Annotated in this window: 16 protein-coding genes and 1 riboswitch; of the genes, 4 read left to right on the top strand and 12 right to left on the bottom strand. The window is 48.8% G+C overall.

The window, feature by feature from the left end; all coding sequences use genetic code 11:
- Nucleotides 1–743 precede the first annotated feature (743 nt).
- The 6 genes from thiE to ACYVR3_RS11190 all read right to left on the bottom strand — a co-directional run bounded on the left by thiE (nt 744) and on the right by ACYVR3_RS11190 (nt 5923).
- Nucleotides 744–1385: a thiamine phosphate synthase gene (gene thiE, locus ACYVR3_RS11215; RefSeq protein WP_461244310.1), complete on the bottom strand. Its 642-nt coding sequence runs from the start codon at nt 1383–1385 to the stop codon at nt 744–746.
- Nucleotides 1382–2203 carry a bifunctional hydroxymethylpyrimidine kinase/phosphomethylpyrimidine kinase gene (gene thiD, locus ACYVR3_RS11210; RefSeq protein WP_054733282.1) on the bottom strand — a complete coding sequence of 274 codons (822 nt, stop codon included), beginning with the start codon at nt 2201–2203 and terminating at the stop codon, nt 1382–1384. Before thiD ends, thiE begins: the two co-directional genes overlap by 4 nt.
- Before the next feature lie 17 nt (nt 2204–2220).
- Nucleotides 2221–3012 (bottom strand): hydroxyethylthiazole kinase, encoded by a 792-nt coding sequence (gene thiM, locus ACYVR3_RS11205; RefSeq protein ID WP_461244309.1) that lies wholly within the window; start codon nt 3010–3012, stop codon nt 2221–2223.
- Nucleotides 3013–3124: 112 nt separating this feature from the next.
- Nucleotides 3125–3228, bottom strand: a riboswitch (TPP riboswitch).
- Nucleotides 3229–3640: 412 nt separating this feature from the next.
- Nucleotides 3641–4501: an oxidoreductase gene (locus tag ACYVR3_RS11200; RefSeq protein WP_461244308.1), complete on the bottom strand. Its 861-nt coding sequence runs from the start codon at nt 4499–4501 to the stop codon at nt 3641–3643.
- A gap of 237 nt (nt 4502–4738) precedes the next feature.
- Nucleotides 4739–5587 carry an aldo/keto reductase gene (locus ACYVR3_RS11195; protein ID WP_461244307.1) on the bottom strand — a complete coding sequence of 283 codons (849 nt, stop codon included), beginning with the start codon at nt 5585–5587 and terminating at the stop codon, nt 4739–4741.
- Nucleotides 5588–5677: 90 nt separating this feature from the next.
- A complete protein-coding gene (locus ACYVR3_RS11190; RefSeq protein WP_461244306.1) occupies nt 5678–5923 on the bottom strand; it encodes a hypothetical protein in 246 nt (81 codons plus the stop codon).
- A 290-nt stretch (nt 5924–6213) separates the two neighbouring features.
- Here ACYVR3_RS11190 and ACYVR3_RS11185 point away from each other — a divergent pair, with 290 nt between their 5' ends.
- The 3 genes from ACYVR3_RS11185 to ACYVR3_RS11175 all read left to right on the top strand — a co-directional run bounded on the left by ACYVR3_RS11185 (nt 6214) and on the right by ACYVR3_RS11175 (nt 9679).
- Nucleotides 6214–7221: an aldose epimerase family protein gene (locus tag ACYVR3_RS11185; RefSeq protein WP_461244305.1), complete on the top strand. Its 1008-nt coding sequence runs from the start codon at nt 6214–6216 to the stop codon at nt 7219–7221.
- A 552-nt stretch (nt 7222–7773) separates the two neighbouring features.
- Nucleotides 7774–9126 carry a 23S rRNA (uracil(1939)-C(5))-methyltransferase RlmD gene (gene rlmD / locus ACYVR3_RS11180; RefSeq protein WP_461244312.1) on the top strand — a complete coding sequence of 451 codons (1353 nt, stop codon included), beginning with the start codon at nt 7774–7776 and terminating at the stop codon, nt 9124–9126.
- A gap of 124 nt (nt 9127–9250) precedes the next feature.
- Nucleotides 9251–9679 (top strand): DUF2628 domain-containing protein, encoded by a 429-nt coding sequence (locus ACYVR3_RS11175; protein ID WP_054733258.1) that lies wholly within the window; start codon nt 9251–9253, stop codon nt 9677–9679.
- 598 nt (nt 9680–10277) lie between these two features.
- On the opposite strand, the gene glpK is transcribed toward ACYVR3_RS11175, so the two are convergent.
- The 3 genes from glpK to ACYVR3_RS11160 form a co-directional block, all read right to left on the bottom strand.
- On the bottom strand, nt 10278–11786 hold the full coding sequence (gene glpK, locus ACYVR3_RS11170; RefSeq protein WP_461244304.1) for a glycerol kinase GlpK: 1509 nt from the start codon (nt 11784–11786) through the stop codon (nt 10278–10280).
- Nucleotides 11787–11958: 172 nt separating this feature from the next.
- Nucleotides 11959–12603, bottom strand: a complete 645-nt coding sequence (locus ACYVR3_RS11165) for a Dph6-related ATP pyrophosphatase (protein WP_461244303.1) — start codon at nt 12601–12603, stop codon at nt 11959–11961.
- 140 nt (nt 12604–12743) lie between these two features.
- Nucleotides 12744–12995 (bottom strand): hypothetical protein, encoded by a 252-nt coding sequence (locus ACYVR3_RS11160; RefSeq protein WP_054736985.1) that lies wholly within the window; start codon nt 12993–12995, stop codon nt 12744–12746.
- 359 nt (nt 12996–13354) lie between these two features.
- Between ACYVR3_RS11160 and ACYVR3_RS11155 the strand changes: the two genes are divergently transcribed.
- A complete protein-coding gene (locus ACYVR3_RS11155) occupies nt 13355–14092 on the top strand; it encodes a gamma-glutamyl-gamma-aminobutyrate hydrolase family protein (protein ID WP_057151739.1) in 738 nt (245 codons plus the stop codon).
- Between the two features lie 41 nt (nt 14093–14133).
- Here ACYVR3_RS11155 and ACYVR3_RS11150 read toward each other — a convergent pair whose 3' ends face one another.
- From ACYVR3_RS11150 to ACYVR3_RS11140, 3 genes are all read right to left on the bottom strand, one after another.
- Nucleotides 14134–15012 (bottom strand): alpha/beta hydrolase, encoded by an 879-nt coding sequence (locus tag ACYVR3_RS11150; protein ID WP_461244302.1) that lies wholly within the window; start codon nt 15010–15012, stop codon nt 14134–14136.
- 3 nt (nt 15013–15015) lie between these two features.
- A complete protein-coding gene (locus ACYVR3_RS11145) occupies nt 15016–15669 on the bottom strand; it encodes an NAD(P)H-binding protein (protein ID WP_054736982.1) in 654 nt (217 codons plus the stop codon).
- Nucleotides 15670–16176: 507 nt separating this feature from the next.
- Nucleotides 16177–16848, bottom strand: coding sequence for a Crp/Fnr family transcriptional regulator (locus ACYVR3_RS11140; RefSeq protein ID WP_057151738.1), 672 nt, complete (start codon nt 16846–16848; stop codon nt 16177–16179).
- Between the last annotated feature and the right edge of the window lie 153 nt (nt 16849–17001).

Below are 17001 nucleotides of genomic sequence, written 5' to 3'. Positions count from 1 at the left end.
GGGCTTCTGTGCTTTACGGCTACCGTGCCGAAACGTGCTACTCAAGGCAGAGACCTGCACCTAAGGGACTTCCACCACAAGCCCCCAAAACCGGGGCTTCTGGTGAAAGTTCCTTAGGCTCCGGTCTCTAACCGCCTTGTTTCGCACTCTACACAAAAAAACGCCCCCTACTCATATTGCTACAAGTAAGGGGCGAAAACTTCGCTGTACCACCCTTATTCACGCGTCGCCGCGCCTCAAGATACCCGTTGATATCCGGGAAGGTAACGGTTCCTACCGTCGCACCAGCGTTAACCAGTGCGAGACCAACGAAGCTCATCTTCACAACCGTGATCCCATCCGTTTTCACCATTCCGGACTCGCTAGGGGTGATCGTGGGTTGCTACTCTTCTTCCGTGTCTTTGTTAAAATTCAATTGCTTTTCGATGAGTAAATCTTAATTCCGTGTGGTTGAAATGTCAAGGTGTTTTTTATACAGAATTCTACGTTTGCATCTAGTAACAGTGTTGGATGTGACTTGAGTATCGGCGGTTTGTCGGCGCTTTTCTCGCCAAAACTGCATGAAAAACAACACTTTTAGGCAACCTCGGTAAACCCGCCAGGCCCGGGCGTCTTCACCGAGGTTACCTTGCACACTGCTCTCAACTCATCTCGCTCCGCACACTAACAAAAAGGCCACCAACTCGGCAGCCTTTCCCTATCTATTTATTCAAAGTCAGTGTTAGTCACAGTGTAGTTGAAAACTAAGCATCTAACATCGCACCAACGGTAATCGCAATATCCGAACTAGCTGCAATCATCGAGATGACTGCTGAGCCAGCGGCACCCGCTTTAATGACATCGGGAAGGTCCGTTACCGTGATGCCACCGATGCCAACGATTGGTCGGGTTGAGAGGCCGACCAATTGTTTGAGTCCAGCTAACCCAATAACCGGGTCAGCGTCGGCTTTGGAGCCGGTTGGAAAGACCGGCCCGCTACCGTAGTAGTCAATCCCGTCAATGGCATTGGCTGCTAAAATTTCGGCTTGATTCGAACAGGAGAGGCCAATAAACATTTGACCACCTACTGCTTGGATAACGGCCTGAATTTTTTCATCCGATTGGCCAACGTGAATCCCATCGGCCTTGGTCATTTGAGCCAATTCAACGTCGTCGTCCACGATAAACGGCACGCTCGCATCAGCGCAGAGGTTGCGCAACGTTATGGCGGTCGCTACCCGTTCCTCTTCGGTGAGCTGAGACCGTTGCCCCTTATCGCGAAATTGAAACGCCGTGATACCAGCTGCCAAAGCAGCCTTTACAGTCGGCACAAACTGGCCGGCTGGTACGTCTTGGGACCCACACACAAAGTAGGCCTTTAATAATTGAGGATCAAAGGTCGTCATTTGGTGTGCGCCTCCCCGTATGCCCAGTGGTTCAGTGGACCGTGTCCGTGTCCCACCTGAATGGTGTTCTTGATAGCAGCCTCAACGAAGTCTTTGGCTGTTCGAATGGCGGTTTCAATGTCATGTCCCTTGGCCAGTTCAGCGGTCATGCATGATGACAACGTGTCACCAGTCCCATGCGTCCGAACCGTATCGACCCGTGGCGAACTCAACCAAAAATCATGGCCGTCCGCCAACAACACGTAGTCACTCACCGTATCGGTATCACCGTGACCACCCTTAATGATGACGTTCTTCGCACCAGCTGCCTGTAGTTGTTGGGCTGCCAGTTTCGTGTCATCCGGCGTGGCAATGGTCATGCCAGTCAAGCGTTCAGCTTCCGGTAAGTTTGGCGTCACGATGGTTGCCAGTGGTAACAGTTCTTCCTTCACCACTTCGATGGCGTCATCCGCAAGTAGCGCAGCACCACCCTTCGCAATCATCACGGGATCAACTGTCAGTGGGCCGAAATCGTATTTTCTTAAATTATCCGCAACGATGCGCACGTGTTCTGCATCGGCTAACATCCCCGTTTTGCAAGCTTTGATCGCTAAATCATCTGCCAATGAGGCAAATTGTTCATCAATCAGCTTCTTTGGTAACGCCATGAAATCTTGAACACCTAATGTGTTTTGAGCCGTCACCGCAACAATGACCGCTGTGCTGAAAACATGGCGTTCCTGCATGGTCTTCAAATCAGCCATGACGCCCGCACCCCCACCGGAGTCGGTCCCCGCAATCGTTAACGTTTGTGGAAATGCATTTACTTCCTCAGCCATTCTACCTATCACGCCTTTCAGTCAAATTGAGCAATTTTTTCGATGTCGGCCACCGTGGTCAGGTGGAGGGCATCCATTAAGCGCGCCGAGAAGGTACCGGGACGCTCTTCTTTTAAGTCCTTGGCAACCAGTTCGCCAATCGCAGCAAAGACCACACAGGCCGTCTGAGCGGCTTCAAAGTAGTCACCATCACTAACAGCACAAAAGGCCGCAACGATACTACTTAGCATGTCGCCAGAACCCACGTGTAACTGGAATAGCGGTGTGCCGTTATGAACCTTCACGACCCGCTCGCCATCCGTGATGACGTCAGTTTCACCACTTAAAATCACAACGCAGTGTTGCTTTTGAGCACACGCTTTAGCGATTTCAACTAGGTCCTGATTCCCAGAACCGGCATCGATTCCCTTAGCCTGCCACTCAACGTCAGCTAACGCCGCGATTTCACCAGCGTTACCACGAATCACGTCCACTTGGAACTGACTCATCAAATCGGTGGCCACTTGTTTGCGGTAAGCAATTGCGCCGACCGCTACCGGATCGATCACCAACGGCTTATGCAACTCGTTAGCTGCCTGACCCATTGCTAAAATGTGGTCCACTTGGGGCTTAGAAAAAGCCCCCAAGTTCAACGCAACCGCACTGCTGATCTGCACCATTTCGCGCGTTTCAGCAATTTCTTCCGACATAATTGGCGATGCACCAATCGCGTTGATCCCATTCGCAACGTCTTGAACCGTTACAAAGTTGGAGATGTTCAAAACAACGGGATTCGCCGCACGCAGCGTATCTAGTAACTCAATTTTCATTACAAAAACCGCCTCCCAAAACTGTTTTAAAACAACGCCTCGTTCATTTTTCAGTTAAAAAGGCCGACCCAAACGTGATGCGTTCAGGTCGACCTGTTTCCGGTAATTCTCCGGCCGTCGATGAACACGTTCCTACGCAAGTATGAACTTACAGGTTCAAAGGGATCGTGCCAAGCACATCTCAGCCCCGGTAGCGGGACACCCCTCGTGTTGTTTGTCTTTAATTTTACAGGGAAGCGGTTTCGGCGTCAAGAGAGCAGAAGAAAACGGGTTGAGAGTGGAGCCTAAGTGACACCGACCAGAAAGCCCGGGTTTGGCTTTTTGGTCGGTGTCGCTTAGGTGCAACTCTCAGTTTTCTGGCGCTCGTTTCAGCTAGATAATAGTAATGAAGTTAACTACTATCACTTACTAGGTTGAGTTCACCAAGAGTACGAAAAAACTCGGTTAGGTCCCAGAATGTAAGTAACTCAGGCATAGATTCCTGAACTTGGAATTTATGCCTGAGTTACTTACATGGCCGGGACCTGAGTTTTTTCGCACGTTTCGACTCGAGGACAGCAATGAGGTTAACTCAAATCAACCACTCACCCAAAGCCAAAGCTAGCAATTCAATCCTTACCCAGCTATTCTAATCCTTACCCTGTGACCGTTCCTGATACCTCAACGCCAACTTCCCCGTCTGCCGCAACACAGCATCCAACGCACTATCCGGCAACAGCCGTCGTCCTAACAAGCCTGCATAAGCCGCAACCCCAGCCGTATATCGCGTCCGTGGTCGCCGAGCAGTTGCCGCTTGAACAACTTTGCGAGCAATAATTTCTGGCTGGGCACCAAACGCATCCACCGTTTGCAAAAAGGCCGCCGCTTGCTTTGATAGCTCTTGATAAGGCCCATCATGAGAAACTTCCAGCAATTGCTCACCGGCAATCTTCGCCCAGTCAGATTTGATTGGGCCGGGTTCGATCACGGCAACTTGAATGCCAAAATCGGCTAACTCTAACCGCATCGAATCGCTCAAGCCTTCCACGGCGAATTTGGATCCTACGTACCAGCCACCAAGTGGGTTAGCAATTTTACCATCAACCGAACTGATGTTAATGATTCGGCCAGCATGGCGTTCGCGCATCAACGACAAGACCGCCTTACTCATTTCGGTCACCCCAAAAACGTTCACATCAAACTGTTGCTTCGCCTTTTCAAGCGGGACTTCCTCAATCGCCCCAAAAACACCAAAGCCCGCATTATTGACCAAGACGTCTAGGCGTCCTTCAGCAGTCGCAATTTGTTGTACCGCCGCTTGGATACTCTCACTATCGGTAACATCTAACGATAACGTGTGGATCCCAATATCATCCAAGTCGTTCATTTTATAAACGCGCCGAGCACCAGCGTAAACCACAAACCCGTGCTGTTTCAAATGCTTAGCGATGGAAAAGCCAATACCGGATGATGCCCCGGTCACGAAAGCTACTGGTCGTTTTTGTGTCATGAGAAGGCCCCTTTTCTAATGTTAGATTAACGCTATCATAACATGGATTTTGATTCACGTTATCGCCAAAACGATTTAATCAAAATATGCCGAGAATCCCGCAACTTTAGCCAGTGCGGTTGACGTGAACGAACTCAAACGCGTTTAAATTCCGAAACAATCAACAAACGGCCCCGTAGATTCCTAGTTTCAGAATCTACGGGGCCGCTTTATTGTACTAAAAAACTAATACCCAATTTACCAATTAGCCGTATCTGGATCCGCTGCCGTTCCAGCTACGCCTTGGTAACTATCAATTTTCTTCATATCATCCGCAGTAATTTCAAAATCGAAAATCTGCGTGTTGGCTTCAATGTATTCAGTATGCACTGACTTTGGTAGTGGCAAGAAGCCGTGTTGCAAGTGCCAGCGTAAGACTAATTGTGGCACTGACTTGCCGTATTTGTCAGCGATGGCCTTTAAATCGGTAATTTCAAAAATCTTACCCGTTCCCAGTGGGCTGTACGCCTCGGTCACGATGTCGTGGGCGTTGTTGTACTCAACGACAGCTGGTTGTAAGTCGGATGGGTTCAAGAAGATTTGGTTCACCATTGGCGCAATTTTGTCCGTTTCCAGCAAGGCGTCAATGTGGTGTGCGCGGAAGTTAGAAACTCCGATAGCCTTCACAGTACCGGCTTCGTAAGCTTCTTCCATTGCCTTCCAGCTACCCGCATTGGCAGCCTTCCAGTCGTCCCGGAACGCAATTGGGTTGGGCCAGTGGATCAAGTATAGATCGACATACTCTAGGCCTAACCGTGACAGTGATTTGCCCAAGGCTTCCTTGGTTGCTTCGTAGCCGTGATCAGCGTTCCAAAGCTTCGTGGTCACAAACAGGTCTTCGCGCTTCACACCAGAATCGTGAATCGCTTGGCCGACACTTTCTTCGTTACCGTAAAATGCCGCGGTGTCGATATGGCGATAACCCGCCTTGATTGCATCTAACACTGCATGATAGGCGACGTCGCCAGAAGGTGTCTGCCAAGTTCCAAAGCCGACAACCGGAATCTTAACGCCGTTGCTGAGTGTATACGTATCAGTTAATGCCATGTTGAACCCTCCTCTAATATTGAGACAATACCATAGTTAGTGTATCGTGATTCGGTCAAAATACCAACGATTTGGTCCCGAAATCAACCGCTAAATTGCAGGCATCGTACTCAACCAATCGTGCTGGAGCAGTTCGTGGGTGCCCTTGGTCACGGGTAACCAGATTTTCGCCTGCGCGATAGCCTTCAATGATTGCCAAAAGGCGTGGTCGTGCTGGTCATGTGGCGCAGGTTTAATTTCAATGATTTGATTTGTTTCGGTTTTAGCCGTGACAACAGTAGGTGTCACCTGAACAAGTTGCACAGCGATGGTTTCAAGATTGGTTTGCGTTAACATCGGAATCATCCTTTCCATGCGTTGATTACAGGTTCTAGTGTATCGAAAAAATGTCGAGAAACTGTTGCGATTCTGTGTTCAAATTGTGAAGCTTTGGTAGCGAAATGCTTAAGCTTCAATGATTGCCTAAAATCGATTAAAGTTTAGTAAACTTTTTTCAGAAAAATGGTTTGGTTTTTCATAGAACGTTGTATAATGATGTTAATTAAGCGCTTACAAGCATTAACCATTATCAGCCGGTTAATGATCTGAATATTAATTTAAGAGACCTACAGGGAGGATTTTTAGCAATGCAAATTACAACTGACGTTTTCGGTCAACACAATGATCAAAACATTGACCGCTACACGATTACCAACGCTTCTGGGAGCTTCATTCAAGTGATCACCTTAGGGGCGACTTGGACCGGTTTTACCGTTAACAACCATCCATTGATCGTTCATTTTGACACTTTGGGCGAATACGATGCCCCAACCTCTTATAGCCTATGTAAGGCAATTGGCCGGGTTGCTGGTCGGTTAGGTAAGGCGCAAGCGACCATTAATGGCAAGCAAGTCCACTTTACCGCCAATGAAAATGACAACACCTTACACGGTGGCCCGAACGGCTTTTCTGAAATCGTCTGGAATGCGGAACAAAGCATCCGTGAACATGATGCCAGCGTGACCTTCTCACGTCACATTCCAAGTAGTGAAGACAACTTCCCTGGTGACCTAGATGCCCGCATCACCTACACGTTGACTGACGACAACCAAGTCTCAATCAACTTTAGTGCCGCCTCAACTGAAGACACCCTCTTCAACCCAACGAACCACGTTTACTGGAACCTAACGGACGGCCAAAAGGATTTGACCACCCAAGAGCTCCAAGTTAACAGTACTCGTCGGTTGACGTTAGCTGATTCTGATAAGGTTCCAACCGGTGACTTCACCGACTTAGCTGGTACTGGCTACGATTTCGCCACTGCCCGCGACATTCCAAGCGCCTTGGCTGACATTAAAGCTCAAACTGGCAAGGTCGAAATCGACGACGCTTACGAAGTGACCCCAAGCGCTGATAAACCAATTGCGACCTTAAGCGACAGCAAGAGTAACCGTCACATTGACATCTTCTCTGACCGGAACTCATTAGTGGTCTTCACCGCTAACCCATTCGATCAAAGCAAGCCTTACAACGCCTTAGCTACCGAAGCTCAAACGTTGCCAGATGCCATCAACCATGATGGCTTTGGTGATATCGTGTTGCCTTCAGGTCAATTGAAAGATTACACGATTCGTTACAAGTATTATGAAGCTTAATTACTGAATTTTTAACGCCCGCACGTTTGATGAATGTGCGGGCGTTTTATTGTCGTTTGTGTCCAGCGACAGTGTGCGGAGCGAGATGGGTTGAGAGCGTAGTGTAAGGGTACTTCGGTGAAAGCGCCCGGGTCTGGCGGTTTTATCGAAGTGCACTTACATGTAGCTCTCAGTCTCGCGCAGCACCATTCGGCGTGGTAGCCAAAAAGCGTGTGGTTGACAAGTTCTTACAACTTCAGGAACCCTGAAAATAACAGTTTAAGTTGCGCCGAATTTTGTGGCCTGATAGCGCCGATTTTCATGCGGCTTTGGCGAGCGAAGCGATGACAAACAGCCGACACTCAAAATACACCCAATGCTTACGCCGGACACAAGCGTAAGCATCCCGCTTTGTGGTACAATACTTCACAGCATGAAACACATTAAACTAGACAACCATAGAATAGGAAATTTAACTTGAAAACAACGCAAACCAATCAGTATCATTCACGCAATAACTCACAAAATCACCGGCCCAACCAACGCCGGCAACAACAAGACGTTCAAGTCGAAATGGGCCAACGTTTCCCGTTAACGATCAAGCGGCTAGGCATCAACGGCGAAGGTATCGGCTACTTTAAACGCAAGTTGGTCTTCGTCCAAGGCGCCCTTCCCAACGAAGTAGTCGTGGCCGAAGTCACTGGCATCAAGCCGAACTTTTTGACGGCGAAGATTCACCGCTTGAAGACGCCTAGTCCTGACCGGGTAACGCCTCGCGATGCTTACGCGGGCGAAGTTGGTGGTTTCGAACTCGAACACCTCGCTTACCCGGCACAACTCGAATTTAAACGCGACGTTGTCCGGCAGTCGTTAGAAAAATACCAACCCAAGGGCTTCCGGAACTACCTCCTCAAACCAACGATTGGCATGACCGATCCTTACGGTTACCGAAACAAGGCACAGTTCCAAGTTCGTCGGGCAACCGACGGCCACGTGATGGCTGGTCTGTATCAGGAACGGAGTCACAAACTAGTTGATTTGGAAACCTGTTCCGTTCAAATGCCTGCAACAATGGCCGTTATGCGAACGGTTGTCAGTTTGCTTGAAGAACTGGACGTTTCCATTTATAACGAAAAGAAGCACAGTGGCTTAGTAAGAACCGTTGTTGTCCGGGTTGCTGCTGGCACGGACGAAGTTCAAGTTGTCTTTGTCACCAACGGCACTAACTTCCCGCAACAGGCCGATATGATTGACCGCCTGCAAGCGACCCATCCGGAAGTCGTTTCAATCATGCAAAACGTCAACAGTGAACGGACTTCCCTGATTTGGGGCGATGACACCTATCTGTTGGCCGGCAAGCCTCAGATTCGCGAAGTCCTCAACGATTTGCAATTCAACTTATCAGCGCGAGCCTTCTTACAACTGAACCCCTACCAAACCGTCACGCTGTACGCTGAAGCGCTTAAGGCCTTGGATTTAAGTCCTGACGAAAACGTGGTGGATGCCTACTCCGGCGTTGGGACGATTGGTCTTTCCATGGCCCACGCGGCTAAAGAAGTTCGTGGGATGGACGTGATCGATGATGCCGTCAAAGACGCGCGCGAAAACGCCGCTTTAAACGATATCACCAACGCCACGTACGAAACTGGCACGGCCGAAACGTTGCTACCTAAGTGGTTAGATGAAGGCTTTGAACTGGACGCCCTCGTGGTTGATCCACCTCGTACCGGCCTCGATGACCAGTTGATCCGTGCTATTTTGGCGTCTAAACCCAAGAAGTTCGTCTACATTTCCTGCAACCCATCCACGCTAGCCCGGGATTTGGTCAAATTAACCCGTCAATATCGCGTGGATTACATTCAATCCGTCGACATGATGCCTCAAACGGCACGGTGTGAAGCGGTCGTTAAATTCACCCGGATCTAATGATTGAACTCTTAGGCACATATCGTTATGATGGAGTAATACACTACATTACTTGGTGAACGTTGGATTTTTTAACAACGTCACTGCTAACTAATACCATTAACTTCATGAAAGAAGGTTCCCCATGCAAAATCCATTTGAGAATGGAGACAACCACGAAGGCCCTAACGGCATTCCTGTTCCGCCAAATTACGCGACCGTCGTGCGAAAGGATAACGGCGAGATTCGAATCGGCAAAGTCGGCTTTTCACTGACCGCCTTTCTGTTCAACGTGCTCGTGCCAATTTTTCGTGGCGACTGGTACAACTTGTTGTGCATGATTGGGATCCAAATGGGCATCACCCTTGGCATCCAGTCGTACCCCTTTGCCTCAACGACCGACTTCGCAACGGCTTGGAGCACGATTGAATTCCTCGTTGGCCTACTTTGGGGCTTTATCTACAATATGATGTACTTTAGACACCTATTTAACCGCGGCTTTACCCCGGCTACTCAGCGCTCGTATGATTTGTTGGCGAAGCGCGGGTATTTGCCGAAGTGGTTGAAGAAGTAGAGTGTGGAACAAAGCGTTTAGAGACTGGAGCATAAGCCGCTTCCGCCAGAATCCTCGGTTTTTGAGGATTGTGGTGGAAGCGGCTTATGTGCAAGTCTCTGCTTTGTGGAACACGTTTCGGCTTGAGGACAGAAACGATCCAGAGAGTGAAACAGGGCGGTTAGAGAGTGACTTAGGTGCAACTCTCTGCCTTTCGGAACACGTTTCGGCTTGAGGACAGTAATGCGCCGTTCTCTTATCTGAATCACTAAACACAAAAAACAGGAGCACCACGATTCCCAGTTTGGAAATCATGGTGCTCCTATTTTTTGTGTGCTTTTTTAATTTCAGTAATTACTCTGCACTTTAAATCCACAGAGTAGTCGTTGCAACGTACTTTCCGGCTACCTAGTTTTCGGCGCCTCATTAAATTGAACTTTTCTGCTTTCTAGAAACTTTGCGAAATTGCTTATTCAACCACATTTAGGCCACCGCGCCGAAACGTGCTCCGAGAAGCAAAGAGCTATGTGTAAGGTAACTTCAGCAAAAACGCCCAAAACCCGGGCGTTTTCGCTGAAGTTACCTTACACGCCGCTCTTTAACCGCTTCTCTCCGCACTCTAAACTTTAAACTCCCTCGTCGCCCTAACCGCCACTTGCCAGCCATCATACAACCGTTGCCGCTTTTTTTCGGTCATATCCGGTTCAAAGCGTCGACCTGGGGCGTGGATCTTGGCGATTTCGTCTAAATCTTGCCAGTAGCCGATTGCTAAGCCGGCACAAATTGCGGCACCCAGCGCCGTGGTTTCCTCTTCCGCCGATCGGATGATTGGCACGTTTAGGATATCTGCTTGAAACTGCATCAAATAGCGGTTTCTAGACGCACCACCATCCGCCAAGATTTCCGTTACCGGCATCTCGGTATCTTTACGCATAGTTTCGATAATATCCCGCGTTTGGTAGGCAATCGATTGAAGTGTTGCTTTCACGAAATCGCTTCGGTTCGTTCCCCGCGTCAGGCCGAAAACCGCCCCCCGCGCATCCTGATCCCAGTACGGTGCGCCCAATCCGTTAAAGGCTGGTACCACGTAAACTTCATCATCGTTTTCAGATGCCATCGCTACTTGTCTCGATTGCGGCACACTATCAATAATCTTCATACTGTCGTGCAACCAGTTCACCGCGGTCCCGGCTACGAAGATCGACCCCTCCAATGCGTAAGTCTTCTTACCACCAAGGTCGTACGCAATCGTCGTTAACAGTTGATTATCAGAAAATCGGGGTTCGTCCCCCGTATTCATTACGATAAAGGCACCATCGCCATAGGTATTTTTCACCTCACCTGGTTTAAAGGCCATTTGGCCGATCAGCGCTGCCTGTTGGTCCCCGACTAGGCCGCAAATTGGGACTTCGACACCATAGAACTGGTAGTTTTTCGTTGTGCCGTAAACCTCAGAACAGGAACGAATCTCCGGCAACAACTGCTTGGGGATGTTCAGAATTCGTAAAATATCGTCATCCCAACACAAATCGTGAATGTTAAACAACATCGTTCGACTGGCGTTAGTGGTATCAGTGATGTGCAATTGGCCGTCTGACAACTTCCACGCCAGCCAGCTATCAATGGTCCCCATCAACAGCTCACCGCGTTCTGCCCGTTCCTGAGCGCCTGGTACGTGGTCTAGTAACCAACGGACCTTGGTTGCCGAGAAGTAGGAATCGATCACTAACCCGGTTTTATCATGAATAAGCTGTTCGTAGCCATCCGCCACCATCTGTTTCGCAATCGGCGCCGTTTGCTTTGAAAGCCAGCCAATCGCATGGTAAATGGGTTGCCCGGTCTGCTTATCCCAGATAACCGTGGTTTCCCGTTGACTAGATATACCGATGCCATCGATGTACTCTGGGTGGACCCCAGCATCGATCAACGCACTCGCAATCACCGACTGAACTGAATTCCACAGTTCATTGGCGTCTTGTTCCACCCAACCATTGTGGGGGTAGTACTGTGGGAAGGTCTTCTGGCTTTCGATCACCTGCCGCCCCGAGTGATCAAACAGTACTGCCCGAGTGACCGACGTCCCCTGATCGATTGCTAGAATGTAGTGTTCCGGTGCCTTCATACCCATTTTCAAATCCCTCCAATAACATCACGTAACCGGTTTCAAATCATTTCGTTAAGCATAACACGTTCACAAGCGTTCCGTCATGAGAGCCCTTTAATTTAAGAGAAACTAAACCTCTAGGCCGATTTAATCGCATTTAGGCTATCATCGTTACAACGATGGGTCACTTGTGAAATTAGTTAATGATCAACGACCGCGCGTGCGGACTATCAAAGATGCCAGCCGTTTTATACGTCAACGGATGGTCAAACAACGGCCCATCAACCACCAACGTGTGGTACTCACCATTTTCACCGCAGAGATCGAGATCGTGCGCGGCTAAGTAATCCAAGAAGGTCTGGTTTAACGGCTGACCTAAAAAATCATCCGGAATGCCAGAGGCCTTCGAGACCGTTTTAATCATTGCCGTGTAGCCACGATCTAAAAAACGGTGCACTAACGATACACGGCCCTGTTGCCAAAGTGGCAAAACTGGTGTCAGGCCCGCGCGTTGAGCAATTTGTTTATCCCAATCACCGTTTTGTTCAATATCAATATCACCAAAGGCCGCAACGGTAGCACCGTAGTCCTGACTCCGCTTTAACGCCGCCACCATCGCATCTTCGTAAGTCGTGGCGTTTGTCGGTACCGTTAATAATGGCAAATCCAAACAGTCAGCCGCCGCCTGCAACACGTTTAACGGCACGCCGTGAAACCAGGACCGCTCGATCTCATCATTCACACTAGTAATTAAGCAAACCGGCTGGTGTCCCTCGTTGACCAGCGTATCCAGCGCCAGCATACTGTCTTTACCCGAACTATAATTCAAACAAAATTGCATGATTCCGCCTCCCCTATTTTGTCATTTATTATACCAAACTAAAACAACTCACCGCCGTTCATAATGAACAGCCATGAGTTGTTTTACATTATCTAAATTGGGTAACGTCAATCAGTCCCCCAAACCACGGGATCGCTAAATCAGCGCTTAATTTGAACCCGCAAATCTGCTGGTTTGTCGGTATTCGTTGGGTGCAGTTCTTCTTGATAATCAAAGTCTGCTTCCTCAAAGTACCGCTTCACCTCAGCGTTAACGGTTGCCAAATCCCGGGTATCGTTGTCTTGTTGTTTGATCAGCAGCGTATACTCGTTGGCATCCTCGTCAGCGTTTTCAAATTCGTAAATTACGGCTACCGTATTTAGAATCTCTTGAATCAACTGTCGCTCTGTCATTGCCATCTTATCTACCTCTGTTCAAAATTAGTTACATATTTAATATAGGCTTTTTTATGAAAAAAGTGAAGAAGCGCGCGTGCCAAAACTCGCTTATATGGCCGGGGCCTGAGTTTTGGCACGCGTTTAGGCTATATAACCGTCTTAAAATAAAGTGAAATTATTATTGAATGCTGAGTCAAGAAACCGGCTCGATGCTTACCAATCCAGTCTTTAGCCATTGATCAAAATTTGAATTCAGCAACGCGCAAACGCCATTTAGCCAAATATTACCACATCTATATCAACTTTCTTGCTTTTTCCTCTAAAATCTGATACTTTTATCTCATCTTAATCTAATTATAAGGAGGAGGCCTAACATGCGACCACGAATTGCATTGCCAGCCGATACATTGGCTGAAGCAACCAACATTATTAACGAACGTAACGCGGCGTTTGCGCCACGGCCAGCAATCGAAGCGGTTGTTAAGGCTGGCGGGGTGCCCGTTATTTTTCCGAGCGTTGACCCCGAAGACGTCACTGATTACCTGGACCTCTTCGATGGCGTCCTCTTTCTCGGTGGCGACGATGTGGATCCTACTTTTTATGGTGAAGAACCCTACGAAAAACTAGGGACGACTTACCGCAAGCGCGACCTCTTTGAAATTGAACTGTTAAAACAGTCCGTTGCGCACGGTAAAGCGATCCTAGGCATTTGTCGTGGGCTTCAATTAATTAATATCGGGTTGGGTGGCACGGTTTATCAGGACCTGTCACAAAATCCCACAACGACGTTAAAACATCACCAAACCGCGCCCGGCAACATGCCTTCCCACCACGTTTCAGTGGCACAGGGCAGTCGCTTGTTGAAAATCGTTGGCAAGCGCCCTTACGTTAACTCCCGCCACCATCAAGCGGTGAAGGACGTTGCCCCAAGTCTTAAAATTACAGCGCGCGCCGATGATCAAGTGGTAGAAGCCATTGAATCGGTGAAGAGCGAACAAATTCTGGCCGTGCAGTGGCACCCAGAGAACATGTATAAGCATCACGAAGAGTCTAAGGCACTGTTTTCAGATTTTATCGAGCGATCCAAACGCGTTGCTCACGAAACCCGTTAACTTCAGGCATAAAAAAAGGAACCGCGTGTGCGGTTCTTTTTTTATGCCTGATTGAGTTGTTCTTCCAAGTATTTAAACGTCTGCCGACTCTCCGGTAACGCGTGCCAGAACAGGTAATCATGCAACATGCCTTTAAGTTCGTGCACGTCCACCTGCGTGCCAGTGGCCTGCTGTAACTTAGATGCCAACCGCTGATGATCTGGCAGCAACAGTTCCGTAGTTCCGTAGAAGAGACCAATTCGGCCCAAGTGTTCTAGATTGCCGTTAATCGGACTTAACAGCGCATCGTCAAGCACCAACTGACCCGCATAGTTAACCGCGGTCTGCCGCATTGCTGCAAAGGACAGTTCTGGATCCTCATCGTCTCGCGCCTTAAGTTGAGGATCCCGCATCGCAAGATCCGTCCAGGGTGACACCAGCACGCTAGCTTTTGGTAACAGGGCATGCTGATCGCGTAGCTGTTGCAATAAGACCAACGCTAAGCCGCCACCGGCCGAATCACCCAGTAGGTAAAACTGATCATCCGGGTACTCTAACCCTAACTCCTGATACGCCGCGACCGTTGCCGGAACCGTCACCGTTGCGGTGGCTTCTGGCGCCAGTGGATAATCAATGAGGGTTGCTCGGACCCCTAATTGATCACTGATGTAAATCAACCACTCACGGTGACTCTCCGTTGCTGGAACGGTATAAGCACCGCCGTGTAGCAATACCACGTGCTTAGTCGTTTCTTGTTTTGGCGTCACCGTCACCAAGCGTCCCTGCTCTAACGGCACAACTGTCACGCGATCTGGATCAGGGAACTGTTCGGGTGCCACTTCATCTTGGCGCCGATTTGGGTGCATAAAACTCGTCGCCACCTGTTGTTTCAACCGACTCCGTTTTGTTTTAAACAATAACCAATCGCCACGTAAACTCATGCCCTAGTCTGCCTCCTGATTACGAACCGTAAACCGCTGCCGAATATGGGTCGGCGTCTCGAGTTCGTCCAAGATGGCCAGTGCCATATTACCAGTCGTTAATTCCGAACGACCGTCTGCATCAAACATCACCTTTTGGTCACCCATCACGTAGCTGCTTGCAGGTCCCAGCTTAAATTCGCGCTGCGGTGAAACTGCAAACCAATCCACGTTATCGATCATCTGTAAAAAGGCGTGCTCGTAAGTCTGATTTAACGGTACCCCGATCCAATCTTCATGCCCCGGTGTTGCCATTAAATGATCTAGCAGTGGTCGCCCATCCGGCATCGTTAAACTAGCGGCACCAATAATCACGCCCAACCGCGTTTGCGTTTCTCGCAGTTCATGCACGATTCGAGTCAGTAAGTCTAGATGTAGGTAGGCCAATGGCGACCCCATCGGCACGCCAAACGCATCGATCACAACGTCAAATGCCGTGAGGTCCTCTCGAGTTAGCTCAAACCCGTCCTTCACTAACAACGTTGCATCCGCACCTAAAACGCCCTGCGCCTTAGCAGCATTTCGCACAATTGCAGTCGGCTGGTGTCCGCGCTTAAGCGCCTCCTGATAGACAGCCGCCCCTGCTTTACCATTACCGCCAATAATTCCGATTTTCACGTCTCATCATCCTTTCGTGGCACTTTGATATGTGTATTATAACGCTTTCATTTTGGTAAGAGTGAGAAATAACTCGGTTAGGCCCCAGAATGTAAGTAAATAACGCCGTAGATTCCCGGGTCTGGAATCTGCGGCGTTATTTACTTACATGGCCGGGGCCTGAGTTATTTCTCACGTTTCGGCTTGAGGACAGTAGTGCGGTTACGTTGGATTTAGTTTGATGTTGAGTTAAGGCGGCTGGGTGAGTTTTAGTGCGGTTACGTCTTTTGACTGCAATTGAGGCTTTGTTGCTCGTAGATTCGGTTATATTGGTAAGTATCGAACGGGTTTCTTAACTCGTAATTGGCTTATCCTTCTACTCTTGTTCGAGACTGTTATCTAGCCTAAACGTGGCCCAAAAAGCAGGTCCCGGCCATGTAAGCCACTAAAAAGAGGTACGGCCAAAAAACGGCCGTACCTCTTTTTAGTGGCTTACATGGCCGGGACCTAACCGCTTTTTGGTCCACTCTACAACGGCACATAATCCCTCAAATAACTAATATTCCGCACCACAAACTTATGCTCCACAATATCAATAATCCCCTCCGCCCGCAGATCACTAATGATCCGGGTAACTGATGAGCGGGAGTTGATGCCGCAAAAGCCGGCAATGTCTAGGTTTGTGACGACGAAATCAATCAGGATGCCCTGATGGTCGGGGAGGCGCTTGCCGAATAGGCCAACGAGTTGGTTCAAGAACGTACAGACAACGTCGTGCTTGCTGCCCATAATCATTTGCTGGGAACGCACGATGTTTTCGGACAGCTTAGTTCGGTAGTATTCCTTTACGTAGTTGTTGAGTCCCTCGTCCTTATTGACCATCTGCCAAAACTTGACGCGGTTGATCTCGTAAAACTCAGCGGTATCCGATTCAACCCGCACGTTAAACGGCTGATCGGTATCCTTTGAAATCTCATCGCGTAACAGACTGATGACGTCTGGTTTGGCGATGTAGGATAAGTTAAATTCTCGACCATCCTGCAGAATAATCGAATTCTTAACGATGCCACGTTTCAAAATATAAGTGTTCGTCTCTTCTAGGCCATGATAGGTCAAATAGGTGTGACGTTTTTTGGTGATCACGTGGGCGTGAACGGCTTCCATTTGACTCAAAAGGTACTCAGTTCGGTTCATAACCATGTGTTTTTCAGATCCTTAGCAGGGTGGAAACGATTTCACAAACCCTATTTGATAGATGTCTTAAATCATACTTTATAGAGTTTATCACACTCGCAACCATTGTGAACTTAAATTTTCACAATGTAACAAATCATACGCTCTTTTTGTGCACCA

The sequence above is a fragment of the Secundilactobacillus muriivasis genome, from assembly GCF_054785195.1.
Note: the sequence above shows the minus strand (reverse complement) of the source record. Positions and strands in the feature narration are given on the sequence as shown.

Excerpts from the sequence above, each read along its gene's own strand:
- thiE (WP_461244310.1), bottom strand. The coding sequence starts at position 1,385 with ATGACGACCTTTGATCCTCAATTATTAAAGGCCTACTTTGTGTGTGGG.
- thiD (WP_054733282.1), bottom strand. The coding sequence starts at position 2,203 with ATGGCTGAGGAAGTAAATGCATTTCCACAAACGTTAACGATTGCGGGG.
- thiM (WP_461244309.1), bottom strand. The coding sequence starts at position 3,012 with ATGAAAATTGAGTTACTAGATACGCTGCGTGCGGCGAATCCCGTTGTT.
- ACYVR3_RS11200 (WP_461244308.1), bottom strand. The coding sequence starts at position 4,501 with ATGACACAAAAACGACCAGTAGCTTTCGTGACCGGGGCATCATCCGGT.
- ACYVR3_RS11195 (WP_461244307.1), bottom strand. The coding sequence starts at position 5,587 with ATGGCATTAACTGATACGTATACACTCAGCAACGGCGTTAAGATTCCG.
- ACYVR3_RS11190 (WP_461244306.1), bottom strand. The coding sequence starts at position 5,923 with ATGTTAACGCAAACCAATCTTGAAACCATCGCTGTGCAACTTGTTCAG.
- ACYVR3_RS11185 (WP_461244305.1), top strand. The coding sequence starts at position 6,214 with ATGCAAATTACAACTGACGTTTTCGGTCAACACAATGATCAAAACATT.
- rlmD (WP_461244312.1), top strand. The coding sequence starts at position 7,774 with ATGGGCCAACGTTTCCCGTTAACGATCAAGCGGCTAGGCATCAACGGC.
- ACYVR3_RS11175 (WP_054733258.1), top strand. The coding sequence starts at position 9,251 with ATGCAAAATCCATTTGAGAATGGAGACAACCACGAAGGCCCTAACGGC.
- glpK (WP_461244304.1), bottom strand. The coding sequence starts at position 11,786 with ATGGGTATGAAGGCACCGGAACACTACATTCTAGCAATCGATCAGGGG.
- ACYVR3_RS11165 (WP_461244303.1), bottom strand. The coding sequence starts at position 12,603 with ATGCAATTTTGTTTGAATTATAGTTCGGGTAAAGACAGTATGCTGGCG.
- ACYVR3_RS11160 (WP_054736985.1), bottom strand. The coding sequence starts at position 12,995 with ATGACAGAGCGACAGTTGATTCAAGAGATTCTAAATACGGTAGCCGTA.
- ACYVR3_RS11155 (WP_057151739.1), top strand. The coding sequence starts at position 13,355 with ATGCGACCACGAATTGCATTGCCAGCCGATACATTGGCTGAAGCAACC.
- ACYVR3_RS11150 (WP_461244302.1), bottom strand. The coding sequence starts at position 15,012 with ATGAGTTTACGTGGCGATTGGTTATTGTTTAAAACAAAACGGAGTCGG.
- ACYVR3_RS11140 (WP_057151738.1), bottom strand. The coding sequence starts at position 16,848 with ATGGTTATGAACCGAACTGAGTACCTTTTGAGTCAAATGGAAGCCGTT.